Annotated in this window: 13 protein-coding genes; 8 read left to right on the top strand and 5 right to left on the bottom strand. The window is 63.3% G+C overall.

Annotated elements, in window-relative coordinates; all coding sequences use genetic code 11:
• Window positions 1–86 precede the first annotated feature (86 nt).
• Both KIP88_RS12910 and KIP88_RS12905 read left to right on the top strand, forming a co-directional pair.
• The gene (locus KIP88_RS12910; protein WP_214488283.1) at window positions 87–1,544 is read left to right on the top strand and encodes a TAXI family TRAP transporter solute-binding subunit; all 1,458 of its coding nucleotides are present in this window, start codon (window positions 87–89) and stop codon (window positions 1,542–1,544) included.
• A 91-nt stretch (window positions 1,545–1,635) separates the two neighbouring features.
• Entirely contained in the window at window positions 1,636–3,198 is a 1,563-nt protein-coding gene (locus tag KIP88_RS12905; RefSeq protein ID WP_214488282.1) for an alkaline phosphatase, read from the top strand.
• 36 nt (window positions 3,199–3,234) lie between these two features.
• Here the strand turns inward: KIP88_RS12905 and KIP88_RS12900 are convergent, their stop codons facing one another.
• Window positions 3,235–3,615 (bottom strand): response regulator, encoded by a 381-nt coding sequence (locus KIP88_RS12900; RefSeq protein ID WP_214488281.1) that lies wholly within the window; start codon window positions 3,613–3,615, stop codon window positions 3,235–3,237.
• A gap of 206 nt (window positions 3,616–3,821) precedes the next feature.
• On the opposite strand from KIP88_RS12900, the gene KIP88_RS12895 reads away from it, so the two are divergent.
• From KIP88_RS12895 to KIP88_RS12885, 3 genes are all read left to right on the top strand, one after another.
• On the top strand, window positions 3,822–4,577 hold the full coding sequence (locus tag KIP88_RS12895) for a Crp/Fnr family transcriptional regulator (protein ID WP_214488280.1): 756 nt from the start codon (window positions 3,822–3,824) through the stop codon (window positions 4,575–4,577).
• A gap of 366 nt (window positions 4,578–4,943) precedes the next feature.
• Entirely contained in the window at window positions 4,944–6,770 is a 1,827-nt protein-coding gene (gene typA / locus KIP88_RS12890) for a translational GTPase TypA (RefSeq protein WP_214488279.1), read from the top strand.
• 167 nt (window positions 6,771–6,937) lie between these two features.
• Window positions 6,938–8,197, top strand: coding sequence for an NAD(P)/FAD-dependent oxidoreductase (locus KIP88_RS12885; protein WP_214488278.1), 1,260 nt, complete (start codon window positions 6,938–6,940; stop codon window positions 8,195–8,197).
• A gap of 170 nt (window positions 8,198–8,367) precedes the next feature.
• Here the strand turns inward: KIP88_RS12885 and KIP88_RS12880 are convergent, their stop codons facing one another.
• The 4 genes from KIP88_RS12880 to KIP88_RS12865 are packed head-to-tail and all read right to left on the bottom strand — an operon-like array spanning window position 8,368 to window position 11,475.
• Window positions 8,368–8,775, bottom strand: a complete 408-nt coding sequence (locus KIP88_RS12880) for a thiol-disulfide oxidoreductase DCC family protein (RefSeq protein ID WP_214488277.1) — start codon at window positions 8,773–8,775, stop codon at window positions 8,368–8,370.
• 10 nt (window positions 8,776–8,785) lie between these two features.
• Complete coding sequence (locus KIP88_RS12875; protein WP_214488276.1) at window positions 8,786–10,105, bottom strand: SDR family oxidoreductase; 1,320 nt, start codon at window positions 10,103–10,105, stop codon at window positions 8,786–8,788.
• A gap of 6 nt (window positions 10,106–10,111) precedes the next feature.
• On the bottom strand, window positions 10,112–10,579 hold the full coding sequence (locus KIP88_RS12870) for a DUF2269 domain-containing protein (RefSeq protein WP_214488275.1): 468 nt from the start codon (window positions 10,577–10,579) through the stop codon (window positions 10,112–10,114).
• A complete protein-coding gene (locus tag KIP88_RS12865; RefSeq protein WP_214488274.1) occupies window positions 10,576–11,475 on the bottom strand; it encodes a S9 family peptidase in 900 nt (299 codons plus the stop codon). Before KIP88_RS12865 ends, KIP88_RS12870 begins: the two co-directional genes overlap by 4 nt.
• Window positions 11,476–11,763: 288 nt before the next feature.
• Between KIP88_RS12865 and KIP88_RS12860 the strand changes: the two genes are divergently transcribed.
• The 3 genes from KIP88_RS12860 (at window position 11,764) to KIP88_RS12850 (ending at window position 14,583) form a co-directional block, all read left to right on the top strand.
• Window positions 11,764–12,273, top strand: coding sequence for a GNAT family N-acetyltransferase (locus tag KIP88_RS12860; RefSeq protein WP_214488273.1), 510 nt, complete (start codon window positions 11,764–11,766; stop codon window positions 12,271–12,273).
• A gap of 163 nt (window positions 12,274–12,436) precedes the next feature.
• The gene (gene ppa / locus KIP88_RS12855; protein WP_214488272.1) at window positions 12,437–12,967 is read left to right on the top strand and encodes an inorganic diphosphatase; all 531 of its coding nucleotides are present in this window, start codon (window positions 12,437–12,439) and stop codon (window positions 12,965–12,967) included.
• Window positions 12,968–13,101: 134 nt separating this feature from the next.
• Window positions 13,102–14,583, top strand: coding sequence for a M20 family peptidase (locus KIP88_RS12850; protein WP_214488423.1), 1,482 nt, complete (start codon window positions 13,102–13,104; stop codon window positions 14,581–14,583).
• The last annotated feature ends 220 nt before the right edge of the window (window positions 14,584–14,803 follow it).

Raw genomic sequence — 14,803 nt, 5'->3', positions numbered from 1 at the left:
GTTTGGAGCGCCGGTAACCATGACGGAGATGTAACAATGGTTAAGCGGGAAATTTGCTAGAGTACGCGTGTAAGTGTGCCGGCGGCATGAAATTGCACCTCCAACGAACAATCCAGGGATTGATGAGCGACGGCCCCCTCCCTTCGGAAAAGCCGGCCCCACCCTCGCCCCGCTCAGCGAAACAACGGCTGACATTCGTCACGCTGGCCGGCGTGCTGGCCATCGTCGGCGCGCTGGTTGCCGGCTATTACTTTGCCATGCGGCCAGTGACGTTGCGGATCGCCGTCGGCCCGGCGAACAGCGACGACCTCAAAGTCGTTCAGAATCTGACGCAGGCCTTCAACACCCAGCGCAACAGCGTGGTCCGGTTGCGCCCGGTGCAAACCGATGGCGCGCTGGCGAGCGCCAACCTGCTCGGCGAGGGCAAAGCCGATCTCGCCATCATCAGGGGCGACCTCGATGTGCCGAAGAATGCGCAGGCCGTGGCGACGCTGCGCAAGAACGTCGTGGTGCTGTGGGTGCCGCCTGCGGCCAAGATCAAGGGAAAGAAGGCCGCGCCCGCCATCACGAAAATCGGCCAGCTCACCGGGCACCGCATCGGCGTCGTCGGCCGCACCCAGGCCAACGTCAATCTGCTCAAGGTGATCTTGCGGCAATACGGCGTCGATCCGGCAAAGGTCGAGATCATCCAGTTCCCCGCCAACGAGGCGGCCGAGGCCATTCGTAACCAGAAGGCGGACGCCTATCTCGCCGCCGGCCCGGTCAACAGCAAGATCACGGCGGACGCGATCACAGCATCCGTGCGCGACGGCGGCTCGCCGAAATTCCTTGCGATCGATTCGGCCGAGGCAATTGCGCAGAATCATCCCGCCTACGAGGCCTCCGACATCCCGGCCGGAACATTTGGGGGCGCGCCGGGCCGGCCCGAGGAAGAGATCAAGACGATCAGCTTCTCGCACCACATCGTGGCACGCCGAGGTGTTGCGGAATCGACCATCGCGATCTTTACGCGGCAGTTGTTTGCGATCCGCCAGACGCTGAAGAACGAATTTCCGCTGGCCGCCAAGATCGAGACGCCCGATACCGACAAGGACGCCACGATCCCCGTTCATCCCGGCGCCGCCGCCTTTGTCGACGGCGAGGAAAAGACCTTCCTCGACCGCTACAGCGATTACATCTGGTGGGCCTTGATGGCGCTGTCGGCGATGGGTTCCGCCGGCGCCTGGTTCGCCGGATATCTCAAGAAGGATGATCGCAGCGTCAACACCTCGCAACGCGACCGGCTTCTCGACATGCTCACCGCCGCCCGCCAAAGCGATTCGATGGAAGAACTCGACCAGATGCAGTCCGAAGCGGACGCCATCCTGCGCGATACGCTGCAATGCTTCGAGCACGGCGCGATCGAGGAAGGCACGTTGACCGCGTTCAACATCGCGATCGAGCAATTCCACAACGCGGTAGCCGATCGCAAGGCGCTCTTGATGAGCATGCCGCAAAACCTGCAACGGGCGAGCGCGCAATTTCGCGCGGCCGGCAACGCCTGACCTGCAAATTCGGTAATCGAACCGTCATCATTTCTTTCTAGGTCTGGCGAGGCCGGCATTGCATGCTCGCACCGGACCGAAGGGAGTTCGCATGACGTTCAGGATTACGCGCGGACTTTCCCGGCGGCGTTTTCTCTCCACCGCAGGTGCCGGCGCCATCAGCGCCCTTGCAGTGCCCTATCTCAGCCGCGCCGCCGACAGGCCGGTCGTGACCTCCGGCGTGCAATCCGGCGATGTCGGCGCTGACGGCGGCGTGGTATGGGCGCGCGCTGACCGCCCCTCGCAAATGCTGATCGAAGTCGCCACCACGGAATCCTTTGCCAGTGTGACGGCGTTGCCGCCGATCGCAGCCCTGCCCGAAAGCGACTTCACCGCGAAAATACTGCTGGAGAACCTGCCTGCCGGGCAGGAGATTTTCTACCGCGTCCGGTTTCGCGACCTCGCGCATATCGGCATCGAAAGCGAGCCCGTGGTCGGACGCTTCCGCACCGCCCCTGGCGATCGCCGCGACGTCAGTTTCGTCTGGGGCGGCGACGTTGCCGGACAGGGCTGGGGCATCAACCCTGATGATGGCGGCATGCTCACCTTCGCCACCATGCGCAAGCACCGCCCGGATTTCCTGCTGCACTCCGGCGACACCGTCTATGCCGACGGACCCATCAAGAGCGAGGTGACGCTTCCCGACGGCAGGATCTGGAAGAATGTGACGACGCCAGAGAAGTCAAAGGTCGCCGAAACGCTCGACGAATTCCGCGCCGCGCACAAGTATAATTTCATGGACGAGCATTTGCGCGCGTTCAACGCCGAGGTGCCGGTGTTCGTGCAGTGGGACGATCACGAAGTCACCAACAACTGGTCGCCGTCGAAGGAATTGCCCGCGTCCTACAAGGAACGCAACATCGCCCTGCTCGCCGCCCGCGCGGCGCGCGCGTTCCACGAAATGTATCCGATGCGCGAAAGCATCGTGGAGCCGGGACGGGTCTATCGCACGCTGAATTACGGCCCGCATCTTGACGTGTTCATGCTGGATGAGCGCAGCTATCGCGGTCCCAATGGCGCGAACCAGCAAGAGGCTTACGGACGCGAAAGTTTCTTCCTCGGACCGGCGCAGATGGCCTGGCTGAAACGCGCGCTGTTGAATTCGCGCGCCACCTGGAAGGTGATCGCATCCGACATGCCGCTCAGCATCATCGTCTATGACGATGCGCCCAACAAGAATGGCTCGGAAGCGTTCGCGCAGGGCGACGGGCCGCCGCGCGGCCGTGAGCTGGAGATCGCCGACCTCCTGCGCTTCATCAAGACATCAGGCGTCGTCAACACCGTGTGGCTGACGGCGGACGTGCACTATGCGGCCGCGCACTACTACAATCCCGACAAGGCACAGTTTGGGGAATTCAACCCGTTCTGGGAGTTCGTCGCCGGGCCGCTGCATGCCGGCACGTTCGGCCCGAACGATCTCGACAACACCTTCGGACCCGAACTGAAGTTCATCAAGGCGCCGGGGCCCGGCAACCAGAACCTGCCGCCATCCGCCGGGATGCAGTTCTTCGGCCACGTCAGGATCGACGGCGCCAGCGGGCAGATGACGGTGACCCTGCGCGATCGCGCCGACGTGGCGCTGTGGTCGACAACGCTCGATCCCAAGCCCCTATAGTTGAGCCCGTGTAGCCTCTGCTGCGGCCGCGACCGCTCAGGGCCTGATGTAGCCGTTCTTCAAGAGCGCCTGTAGCGCGTCGGTCGAATAGGGCTTGGGCAGCCGCGGCTTCGTCGCGAATGCGGCCGGAAGCCGGGCGTCGGCGCCATAGCCGGTAACGAAGGCAAATGGAATCTTGAGCGCCTCCAGCCGTTCGGCCACGGCAAAACTCTTCTCGCGGATGAGGCTGACATCGAGCAATGCGAATTGCGGAGGCCGGTTGGCGATCATATCGAGCGCTTTGGCCACGTTCGCGGCGGTCCGCACCGTCTTCACGCCAAACCCCAGAATCGTGTCTTCGAAATCGAGCGCGATGATTGGATCATCTTCGACGACCAGCACATCGTTGGGCAGGCCGTCGTCGGAGGCGGGTTCCATGTTTCTCGCCAGTTCAAGGTTCAGCATTTGATCAGAGGCCCGGGCCGAAGCCCCGGAAGGCGCAAGGCCAGCCGACGCCCGTGAAAGCGCATCGCCGGTTCCGGAACTGAAACCACCACAAGTTAGTTCTACCGTCTGTCCACTAGTGAACACATAAACCTGGATTGGATCGATTATTGTGCTCCAGCGGGGAGCAGGAACCTTCAATGATTTTGCGACAGGAAGATACGGCCGGCGGTCGGCCGTTCAACAATTTACTGCGCCGATTGAGCGCCGCCGATTTTGCGTTGATCGAACCGCACCTCATCCCGGCCGACGCCGCGCCGAACGATCTGCTCTACAGCCCCGGCGACCACGTCGAGACCGTGCACTTCCCCTGCGGTCCCAGCCTCGTGTCCTACATGGTGACCAACGAGGACGGCCGCGATGTCGAGACTATCCTGATCGGCCGCGAAGGCGCCGTCGGCGGCATCGTCAGCCAGGGCTATCTCCCCGCCTATACCCGCATCACCGTCAAATTCGCAGGTCCCTTCGTGCGGCTGCCGGTCGGCAAGCTCGACGCGGCGAAATCGAAATCACGCACGCTGAGCAACATTTTCGCACGTTACGCCGACTGCATGCTGGCCCAGATCTTCCAGTCAACCGCCTGCAATGCCATCCATTCGATCGAGCAGCGCACGGCGAAATGGATCATTTCGGCGATGGAACGAGCCGACGGCGACGAGGTCGTGCCGCTCACCCATGAGCAATTGGCGACCCTGCTCGGGGTCGGCCGCTCCTATACCAGCCGGGTCATCCAGACCTTCAAGGCGGAAGGCACGCTGGAGACCCGGCGCGGCTCGATCCTGATCCGTAACCCGGATGCCATGCGAAACCGGTCCTGCCAGTGCAATGAGGCGGTCAAGGCCCATTTCGAGGAGGTGTTGCGGGGTGTCTACCCCGACCCCGAAAAGGGCAATTGAGGCGGGCCATATGCCCAAAATCGACTAACCAAATGCCAAACAAACCATTGTTTTTTGGCGTTTTCTGAATATATTGCGCCGCAACGCGTAAGGTATTGCCCGGTCCTTTTGGCCGGGCTTCCTTTTTGGGGGGAAAGCGCCCCCGGAGCATGATCCGGAAAAGTGGTACCGGTTTTCCCTCGGGACAAACGCGGTACGCGTTTGCCCGGAGATCATGCTCAAACAAAATAGACGGAGCGGGATGACGATTCGAAGAAGCGTCATCACGCGCCAGTATTCCAGGTTTTAGAAGCGCGATCCGGAAAAGTGGGTCCCGGTTTTCCGGTGAGATCGCGCATCCACCTTTGCACGACCAGAAGAAGAGCCATGAACCTTCGTAACGTCGCCATCATCGCCCACGTCGACCACGGCAAGACCACCCTCGTCGACCGCCTGCTGCAGCAATCCGGCACCTATCGCGAGAACCAGAAGGTGACCGAGCGCGCGATGGACTCCAACGACCTGGAGCGCGAGCGCGGCATCACCATTCTCGCCAAGGCCGCCTCGGTGCAGTGGAAGGACACCCGCATCAACATCGTCGACACCCCCGGCCACGCCGATTTCGGCGGCGAGGTCGAGCGCATCCTGAACATGGTGGATGGCGCGCTGGTGCTGGTGGACGCCGCCGAAGGTCCGCTGCCGCAAACCAAATTCGTGGTCTCCAAGGCGCTCAAGGTCGGGCTGAAGCCGATCGTCGTTATCAACAAGGTCGACCGCCCCGACGCGCGCCCGACCGAAGTCATCAACGAAGTGTTCGACCTGTTCGCCGCGCTCGATGCCAGCGAGGAGCAGCTCGATTTCCCGATTCTCTACGGCTCAGCCAAGCAGGGCTGGATGGCCGACAGCCCGGACGGCTCGCACGACGCCGGCATGCAGCCGCTGTTCGACCTGATCGTGCGCCATGTCGCGCCGCCGAGCGTCGAGGAAGGCCCATTCCGGATGATCGGCACCATCCTCGAAGCCAACCCCTATCTCGGCCGCATCATCACCGGCCGCATCACTTCCGGTTCAATCAAGCCGAACCAGGCCGTGAAGGTGCTCGGCGCCGACGGCAAGACCATCGAACAGGGCCGCATCACGAAAATCCTCGCCTTCCGCGGCATCGAGCGCACCCCGCTCGAAGAAGCCGACGCCGGCGACATCGTTGCGATTGCGGGCCTCACCAAGGGCACCGTCGCCGACACCTTCTGCGATCCGTCGGTCGAAACGCCGCTGGTGGCGCAGCCGATCGATCCGCCGACGGTTTCGATGTCGTTCATCGTCAACAACTCGCCGCTCGCCGGCACCGAAGGCGACAAGGTGACCTCCCGCATGATCCGCGACCGCCTGCTGCGCGAGGCCGAGGGCAATGTCGCGCTGCGCGTGGTCGAGGCGACCGACAAGGATGCCATGGAAGTGTCGGGCCGCGGCGAATTGCAGCTTGCGATCCTGATCGAGACCATGCGCCGCGAAGGTTTTGAGCTTTCCGTGTCGCGTCCGCGCGTCGTGCTGCAGAAGGACGAAGCCACCGGCCAGTGGCAGGAGCCGATCGAGGAAGTCGTGATCGACGTCGACGAGGAACACTCCGGCGTCGTCGTACAGAAGATGAGCGAACGCAAGGCCGAGATGATCGAGATGCGCCCCTCCGGCGGCAACCGCCTCCGGCTGGTGTTCTACGCGCCGACCCGCGGCCTGATCGGCTATCAGGGCGAACTGCTCACCGACACCCGCGGCACCGCGATCATGAACCGCCTGTTCCACGGCTACGCCAACTACAAGGGCGACATCCAGGGCCGCCGCAACGGCGTGCTGATCTCCAACGATCAGGGCGAAGCGGTAGCCTACGCCATGTTCAAACTGGAAGACCGCGGCCCGATGATGATCGAGCCAGGCTGGAAGGTCTACAAGGGCATGATCGTCGGCGAGCACACCCGCGACAACGACCTCGAGATCAACGTGCTCAAGGGCAAGCAGCTCACCAACATCCGCACCACCTCCAAGGACGAAGCGGTGCGCCTGACGCCCCCGATCCGGATGACGCTGGAAAAGGCGCTGGCCTATATCGAGGACGACGAGCTGGTCGAGGTGACCCCGAAGTCGATCCGCCTGCGCAAGAAGTTTTTGGACGCCAACGACCGCAAGCGCGCGGAAAAGGCCAAGGAAGCGGTGGCGTAGGTTCACAGTCCTGTCATGCCCCGCGAAGGCGGGGCATCCAGTACGCTGCGGCCCATCGATTCAATAACTGACGTCTCTGCAATACTGGATCACCCGCTTTCGCGGGTGATGACGGGTATGCGTGGGGTGGCTTCAGGCGCGGCGGCGAACATGCTAGAGGCAAGGGCATGTCCTCCCTCCCCTCCTCAGTCGATGTCGCCATCATCGGTGCCGGCGCCGCCGGCCTCGGCGCCGCGAATGCGTTAAAGAATTCCGGTCTCTCCGTCATCGTGTTGGAGGCGCGCGACCGCGTCGGCGGCCGGGCCCACACCATCATGGCCTCGCCCGACGTCACCTTCGACGTCGGCTGCGGCTGGCTGCATTCGGCGGACCAGAACTCGTTCGTCAAAATTGCCGAACAGCTGAATTTCGAAATCAACAAGTCGCTGCCGCCCTGGCGCGAGCGCGCCTATGGCAAGGCGTTTCCGCAAGACGACCGCGACGACTTCATCCGCGCGATGAACGCGTTCTACGATCGTGCCGAGCAGGCCGCGCAAGAGGCCGAACAGAGCGGCCGCGACGGCCCCGCCAATGTTTGCCTCGAGCCCGGCAACCGCTGGAACCCGATGATCGATGCCATCTCGACCTACATCAATGGCTGCGAGTTGGATCAGGTCTCTCTTCTCGATATGGACGCCTATGAGGATACCGACCTCAACTGGCGCATCCGCCGTGGCTACGGCACGCTGATTGCCGCCTATGGCGCGACATGTCCGCTCGCGCTCAATTGCATGGTGACGCTAATCGATCATTCGGCAAAACGCGTCCGTATCGAGACCTCGCAGGGCACGCTGACCGCGGACAGGGTCATCGTCACCGTGCCGACCAACCTGATCGGCGACGAGGCCATCCGCTTTCATCCGCCCTTGCCGGCAAAAGTCGACGCCGCGCGCGGCCTGCCGCTCGGCCTTGCCGATAAGGTAACGCTGGCGCTGGACGAGCCGGAGGCACTGCCGAAAGAGGGCAATCTGCGCGCCGCCACCATGCGCACCGCAATGGGCACCTATCATCTGCGCCCGTTCGGCCAGCCCTGCATCGAAGGTTTTTTCGGCGGCCGTTTTGCGCAATCGCTGGAAGACGCCGGCCCCGGCGCGCTCGCCGCCGAGAGCATCAACGAGATCGTCTCAATCCTCGGCAACGATTTTCGCCGCAAGCTGAAGCCGCTTGCGGAATCGCGCTGGGCCCACGACCCGTTTGCACGCGGTTCGTACTCGCATGCGCTGCCGGGACATGCGGGGGATCGCGAGGTGCTCGCCGCGCCGGTCGATGGACGACTGTTCTTTGCGGGAGAGGCGACCTCGCCGGAGTTTTTCTCGACGGCGCATGGGGCGAGGGACAGCGGGGAGCGGGCGGCGGCGGAAGTGATGATGGCGCTTGCGGGCCGATAAATCGGACTGGTCGGGTCGCCAAGGGGCACCCAGACACAAAATCTCTAAAACAACCCCATGCAAAGTAGAGATGGGGCGGGCTCGTGGTCCTCAGATAGCGCCTCCGCTGGACAAATTCACTCATCTTGAGCCTCTGTCATTTGAAGTATCTTTCAAGTGAAGGCGTAATCCTACTCCATCACCCGCGCCCTCATGCTCGCATCCGGCACGAAGCATTCGTCATACTTCCCGAAAATACGATAGCGATTTCGCGCGACGAGGCTGTAGACGGCGTCGCGCAGCGGCTTCGGGACGACGAACAGCGCGCGGGTCCATCGCCAGCCCGGCAGTGAGCTCAACACCGCTAGCGCGGCATCGGATTTGAAATACGCGACCCCACCATGCACGACGGCATTGGTATCGGGATCATTTGGATCGATATCAAAAGCCTGCGCCAGCCGCGTCCCGTAGGACGACTGGATCGCGGTGAAGCGGAAGCGGCGTTCCGTGTCGCGTGTCGCGACGAAGCGGACCCAGCGCGAGCAGAAGACGCAGACGCCGTCATAGAGGATCACGTCGTCGTCGGGCCAGCGGGTCATTCGGTTGAGGTCATCGGTTGTCCAGGGTCAGCAGCGCCACCAGCATCAGCACGATGGCGGGGCCGGTCTTCACCAGCGCGCCGAGCGGCTCGATCCAGAGGTCCGGCGTCAGGATCGCGGCGCCGATCATATAGCCGAGCGACGCGACGATGCCCGCGATCAGACCAAATGCCGCGGTGCGGCGGAACGCAATCAGCACACCGATGCCCATATCCATCAGGCTGGTGCCGATTGTGATGGGGGCTATGAGCGACGGCGGAAAACCGCGACTGCTCAGGATCCCGGCCGCCGCGTCATAGGAAATTACCAGCGCAATGAAGCCCGAGACGACCCAGAACAGCACGAGGCTTGCGATGACAAGCGCCTTGATCGGGAACAGCCGGGCAAACCATTTGTCCTGGATGGTCGCCCAGCGTTTTCCGGCCATCTGTTCGATGCGCGTCGGCACGATGCCGGTAGCGGCTATCCAGCCGGCGGGGTCGCCGTTCACGCCGCGGCGCAGCTCCGCTATCGCGGTGGTTCGCATCGGTGGCATCCAGCCAAGCAGGCTCGTGAGGTCGCCTAGCCTGGCGCCAAGATCGAGCAGGAACGTCGGCATGACGATGCGCCACCATCTCCCGGTGCCGAACACCTCGCGGAATTGATCGATCACGTCGCCGAGCGTGACCGGCTGCTCCTGCATCAGATCCCATGTCACGGCGTTCGCCTCAGACGGATCGCGCGCGGCAAGCCAGGCGATGGTCGCGGCAATGTCCTCCATGGCGACCGGCTGGAATGGCGCGGCCCGCTCAGTGGCCGGGAGATCGAGCGGATATGCCGCCAGTGAGCGCACCATGGCGCTGCCGCCATAGGCGGCAAGGGCTACGACGAAGCCCGGCCGCAGGATCGTGTGCGCGACACTGGATTCCGCGATCAGCCGCTCGGCCTCGCGCTTGGTGGTGCTGAAGGCGGTCCGGTCGCTGTCGCTCGTGCCGGGAATCGAGATATGCACCAGCCGGATCGCGCGGTCGCTGTCGCGGATCGCCTGCAACAACCGCACGACGAAATCGCGATGCACGGCGGCGGTGTCGCTGCCGGGGCCGTCCTGCAGCACGCCCAGGCAATTGACGACGACATCGATGCGGTGATCGCGCAGCAGCCGCGCCAGCGCGGCGGCTTCCATCGACATGACAGGCAGTTCGAGATCGAGTGGGCCGCTCTTCTGCGAGGCGGATAATCTTCGGGCAACGCCCACTACCGAAAATCCCCGTACGCGCAGATCGTCGGTCACGAAGCGGCCGATCAGGCCGGAGGCGCCGAGCACGAGGATTTTTCGGTTACCGGCGGTCATGCCTGCCTAAAGCGGTTTGGCGATCATCAGCCAGAGAATAGCCATGACCGAACCAAAACCGGGAATCCCGAACAGAAACCAGCGGTGGAAAAGTGCGAAATAGCGCGGCGGCAACTTCTGGTTCTGTTCAGCCGCCTTGCGTGCGAGATCGCGCATTTCGATCTGCATGAAGATCACCGGCACCCAGAACAGCCCCGCGACCGCATAGAGCCCGAGCGAGGTCATCAGCCAGCGCTCGCTCCAGGCGGTGGAGGACAACCACATCAGCGCGCCGCCACTCACCGGCTGCAGCAGCACCGCCGTCAGCGTGAACAACATGTCGGCGATCACGACGGTCCCAGCCGTGCGTGCGATGAAGGCCACGTCCCGGCTGCGATGGGCCATCAGCATGAAGAAGGCGATACCAGTGCCGGTGCCGAGAATGACGATCGCGCCGAGCACATGCAGGTATTTGATGAGGAAATACAGCGTCATCGCTTCTTCGCCGAGGCTGCTGATCGCGCCTTCAAGGCGCGATCGAGTTCGGCTCCGGCGAGTTTTATACCGCCCTCGGTTTCCACCAGCCAATGGCCTTCGCTGCCGTGGGCCGGCAGCACGTGAAAATCGGCCTTGCCGCCGGCGCCGCGGAACGCCGCGACCAGTTGGCGCGAGAACGCGGGCGAAAAGTAGCTGTCATTGGCCGCCACCAGCCAGGTCACCTTGACGCGCGCGGCCTTGCCGAACTCGCCCGCAGCGGCCATCAGCGTATGCGGCGCGCAGACCCGGTTGGGAAAATCGTTGGCATGCCCGCCGCGTCCCGGCGCAAACGCGACGATGGCGGCAATTTTCTTCGGATCTTCGCCGGCCAGCGCCAGTGCACCCCAGCCACCGGCCGAATGACCGATCATGACCGTACCCTCGGGGTGGATGAAGGATTGCTTGCGCAGAAGGCCGACGGCGGCGGCGATCTCATCCCCCGTGACACGGCCGGACCTGGCGTAATCGGCTTCATCGCAGCCGCCCTGATCTTCGAGGTACTTTCCGCCCGTCGCGCCATGGCCCGGACGCTCGGGGACCAGCACGGCAAAGCCGCGCGCCACCAGCCAGGCGGCGAGCGCTCGGTACTCGGGCTGCGGCATTTGCGCCCGTCGCAGCACGTTCTGGGTGGAGGCGTGCGCGATCACGGCAAGCGGAAACGGTCCCTCGCCGGGCGGCCGAAACAGCACCGCATGCGCCGGGGTTGCAGGATCGGGCGAAGGTACCAGCCATTGCTGCAACCGGTGAGGCTCGCCTTCCGCACCTTGCGCGCCAAGTGCGGGCTGCGCGGATGCGGCCCTCAGACCGAGCGCGGCAACGAGAACCAGCGCAAAAAGCACGTTTGGCGGATGCATGAACGGGCCTGACACAGCCGAGGGCGGGCGTATTTTTCGAAGTCACCAGCAGAATACCGCCGGCGAATCAAATCCAGCGCATTTTTCCGTGAACGGAATTCGCCGAGGCGCTCCCTGGATGATTCTGACAACCATTTCGCCGCCTTGGCATCGGCAAATACCGTTAAGACAGGACCGCTGTCCTCTTTCGGCACAAAGGCACAGAAAACTGATGCAGAAAATCCACAGGTTAACCGATAATTAACGATGGACCTTGAAGCCGGGCCGCCGACTTGCTTTGATCAGGACATGAGCACAACCCTGATCGAGGTCCGACCGGCCAAGGCTGCAGACGCAGCCGCGGTGGCGTCTACCCATGATGAAGCCTGGCGGTCCGCCTATCAGGGCATCATTCCCGGCGCCGAGCTCGAAAAACTCATCAACCGTCGCGGCCCGCAATGGTGGGACAGCGCGATCCGCAAGGGCAGCCGCGTCAGCGTGCTGGTGTTCGGCGACAAGGTCGCGGGCTACGCCAATTACGGCCGCAACCGCGCCCGCAGCCTGCATTTCGAAGGCGAGATCTACGAGCTCTATCTGCGGCCGGAATTCCAGGGCCTCGGCTTCGGCCGCCGCCTCTTCACCGCTGCCCGGCGCGACCTGATGCAGAGCGGACTGAAGAGCATGGTGATCTGGGCGCTCTCCGACAACGACACGGCGACGGAATTCTACCGCGCGCTCGGCGGCCGGATGGTGGCGCGCTCCTCGGAGAAGTTCGGGCCCAAATCGCTCGATAAAGTCGCCTTCGCCTGGTCCAACTGAAGTTAGACCTCTTTGTTTTGAGCATGATCTTTGCGGAAAACCGGTACCCACTTTTCCGGATCATGCTCGAATTCAGCCTTTTCCCTGCTCTGCTGCGGGTCTAAACGGACCCTGACGCACGCCTGATTCCGGGCGTGCCCCTTAACGCCAAGCGGAGCCCCTTATGCGCATTGACGCCATCCCGATCGGAGTAAATCCGCCACACGACGTCAACGTCATCATCGAGGTGCCCGTTGGCGGCGAGCCGATCAAGTATGAAATGGACAAGGAGGCCGGCACGCTGGTGGTCGACCGCTTCCTCTATACGGCGATGCGCTACCCCGGCAATTACGGCTTCATCCCGCATACGCTGTCCGGCGACGGCGACCCCTGCGACGTCTTGGTCGCCAACACCCGCGCGATCGTACCGGGTGCCGTGATGAGCGTGCGCCCCGTCGGCGTGCTGCTGATGGAAGACGAGGCCGGCGGCGACGAGAAGATCATAGCGGTGCCGTCTTCGAAGCTGACCCAGCGCTACGACAAGGTCAAAACTTACAGCGACCTCCCCGATATCACGCTGCAGCAGATCCAGCACTTCTTCGAGCACTACAAGGATCTCGAGAAGGGCAAATGGGTGAAGGTGCTGCGCTGGGGCGGCGCCGAGGACGCGCACCGGCTGATCCTGGAAGGCATCGAACGGGCGAAGAAGAAGTAGGCCGAGGTACAGCGCAGACAAACATTTGCCGTCATGGCCGGGCTTGTCCCGGCCATCCACGTCTTCCGCGCCGCTACACTGTTAAGACGTGGATGCCCGGCACAAGGCCGGGCATGACGAGGATGGGCAACACCATGCGCCGGGTACTTCGCATCATCCGCAACGTCCTGCTGCTCGCGATCGCCGTTATCATCGTCCTCGCCGGCGCTCTCGCATTCAACACCCTCACCCATGGCTCGCGGCAGCTTCAGGTGGCGGCGGTGCCGCGCGCCGAGGTCGACGCACCGGCGGTAGCCAGGCGCCTGGCCGAAGCGATCCGCTTCCGGACCATTTCAAGCTACGAAAAGCCCGATCAGCACGCCGAAGCCCTGCGCGGCATGCATGCGCATATCGAAAAGAGCTTTCCGGCATTTCACGCCGCGGCCAAACGCGAGATCGTTGCCGGCTACAGCCTGCTCTACACCTGGGAGGGCTCGGAGGCGAAGGCGCAGCCGATCGCATTCCTCGCGCATCAGGATGTCGTGCCGGTGGCGCCGGGCACCGAGAAGGATTGGCAACAGCCGCCTTATGACGGTGTGATAGCCGACGGCTTCATCTGGGGCCGCGGCTCCTGGGACGACAAGGGCAATCTCTATTCCATGCTGGAGGCCGCCGAAGCCATGGCCAAGGCGGGCTTCCGTCCCAAACGCACGATCTATTTCGCCTTCGGCCATGACGAAGAGACCGCGGGCACCGCCGGCGCCAAATCGATCGCGGCGCTACTCGCCTCGCGCGGCGTCCGCCTCGACTTCGTGATCGACGAGGGCCTGTTGATCACCGATGGCATCATGAAGGGCCTCGACAAGCCGGCCGCGCTGATCGGCGTCGCCGAAAAGGGCTATGCCACGCTGGTGCTGAATGCACATGCGACGCCCGGCCATTCGTCGATGCCGCCGCGCGATACCGCGATCGGCATGATGAGCGCAGCGCTGGCGCGGCTCGAAGATCGCCGCCTGCCGATGCAGATCCGCTCTACGGTCGCGGAGATGTTCGACACGCTGGCGCCCGAGATGTCCGGCTTCAACCGCGTGGTGCTGTCGAACCTCTGGCTGTTCAGGCCGCTGCTGCTGCGCGAGTTCGAGAAAAGCGGGCCGACGGAAGCAATGGTGCGCACCACCACGGCGCTGACGATCTTCAACGCCGGCGACAAGGACAACGTGCTGCCCGGCAATGCCGAAGCCAGCGTCAACTTCCGCCTGATCCCCGGCGACACGCAAGGGAGCGTGATCGACCACGTGAGAAGCACGATCGCCAATGACCGTATTTCCATCAAACCGTTTCCCGGCAATACCGATCCGCCGCCGGTGACGGCGACCACAAGTCCATCGTTCCAGATGCTCAATCGCACCATCCGGGAAATCTACCCGGACGTGATCGTCGCACCGGGCCTGATGGTGGCCGCCACCGATTCGCGCCACTACACAGATGTCACCGACAAGATTTTCCGCTTCTCGCCGGTGCGCGCCAATTCGGAAGATTTGAAGCGCTTCCACGGCACCAATGAGCGCCTTCCAGTCGAGGGCTATGCCGACATGATCCGGTTCTATCGCCGGCTGATCGAGAACGCGGCGGGATAGCTATCTCCACCGTCTTTGCAAGCGAAGCGAAGCAATCCATCCCGCCAAAGAAAGAAGGATTGCTTCGTCGCTATGCTCCTCGCAGTGACACTGGGGTAACTGGCGCACCTACGCCATCGGGATTAGAGATGTTCCCCATGCGCCGGCTGATCCGCATCATCCGCAACATTACGAACAGCCCGCACGCCGAGGCGCTCCGACCCGCCGCCGCTGACGGGCA

Origin of the sequence: Bradyrhizobium sp. SRL28, from assembly GCF_018596315.1 — a bacterium.
Lineage (GTDB): Bacteria > Pseudomonadota > Alphaproteobacteria > Rhizobiales > Xanthobacteraceae > Bradyrhizobium.
The sequence above is the reverse complement of the archived record's forward strand: the minus strand, read 5'-3'. Positions and strand labels throughout refer to the sequence as shown.